This window comes from Streptomyces klenkii (assembly GCF_003626645.1).
GTDB classification, from domain to species: Bacteria; Actinomycetota; Actinomycetes; order Streptomycetales; family Streptomycetaceae; genus Streptomyces; species Streptomyces klenkii.
In genome coordinates this window covers 1-1,240 of sequence record NZ_RBAM01000119.1, presented here as the reverse complement: position 1 = coordinate 1,240, position 1,240 = coordinate 1, and the positions used below count along the sequence as shown (strand labels likewise).

Sequence of the window (1,240 nt, the reverse complement as noted above, 5' to 3'; positions counted from 1 at the left end):
CGTCGAAGGTGCGGGTCTGCGGCTGCTTCTCCTCGGTGTCCAGGTACTGGCGGTTCACCCAGTCCTGGCGCCACAGGTCGTTCTGGGAGGAGTGCAGGTCGGGCGGCGGCGCGGGCCCGGCCACGCGGCCCTTCCACGGGTCGCCCTCCTGGCCGCGGAAGAACTCCCAGGTGCTGTAGCGGGTGTGGTAGGTGGCGCCGCCGTCCTCCCAGTAGTGCTGGTGGTCGCTGGCCAGGTGGGTGTGGACGCCGTGCTGCTTCAGCAGTTCGGGCATGGAGTCGTCGAAGGGCTCCAGCGGGCCCCAGCCGCGGTGCAGGAAGTTGTGCCGCCCGGTGTGGAGTTCGCGCCGGGCCGGCATGCAGGGCAACGACCCCGCGTAGCAGGTGTCGTAGGTGACGCTGCGGGCGGCGAGCCGGGCGAAGTTCGGGGCGTGGGTCCAGTCGGCGCCGTAGGGCGGCAGCAGGTGCCGGTTGAGGCTGTCGTACATGACCAGAACGGCCTTCACGGGCGCGGTCCTTCGGCATCGGCGGCGGGGAGGGTGCGGGCGCAGCGGAAGCCGCCGTGCCCGGTGGAGGAGTCGGGGGTGTTGCGGGAGCGGGCGGCGACCCGGTAGCGGTTGCAGTAGGAGGCGTGGCACAGGTAGGAGCCGCCGCGGATGGCCCGCTGACCGGGGCCGGACGCGTCGGCGCACCACTCCCAGACGTTGCCCGAGGTGTTGAACAGGCCGAAGCCGTTGGGCTCGTAGGCCGCGGCCGGGACGGTGCCGGGGCGGCGGGGGCCGGTGTAGCGGCGGGGGAAGTCGCCCTGCCAGATGTTGCACATCTCCCGCCCGCCCGGGGTGAGTTCGTCGCCCCAGGGGTAGCGCCGGCCCTCGGCGCCGCCGCGGGCGGCGTACTCCCACTCGGCCTCGGTGGGCAGCCGGGTGCCCTCGCCGGCCCAGGCGCAGTAGGCCAGGGCGTCGGCGTGCGAGACGTGGGTGACGGGGTGGTCGGCGCGCTCCTCGACGCCCGAGCCGGGGCCCTCGGGGGCGCGCCAGTGGGCGCCCGCCACGCCCAGCCACCAGGGGGCCTGGGGCACCTGGCCCAGCACGTGGCGTTCGGCGCCGGGCGCGAGCAGCAGGTGGAAGACGAAGGAGCTGCCGAAGCGTTCGGCGTCCGCCGCCCACCTCGGGCGCCGCTTCGCCGTCGAGTTCGGTGTCGGCAACGGCGCCTCCCAGCTCGCCATCGTCGGCCTCGGCGTC

General features: G+C 74.7%; 2 protein-coding genes. Both read right to left on the bottom strand.

What is annotated here, in order from left to right; genetic code table 11:
- On the bottom strand, positions 1-505 hold a 505-nt coding region (locus D7231_RS35075), incomplete at its 3' end, for a sulfatase-like hydrolase/transferase (RefSeq protein WP_147449896.1).
- Positions 502-1,240: SUMF1/EgtB/PvdO family nonheme iron enzyme (locus D7231_RS35070; RefSeq protein ID WP_120760417.1), on the bottom strand; the 739-nt coding region annotated here is incomplete at its 5' end. The genes D7231_RS35075 and D7231_RS35070, both read right to left, overlap by 4 nt.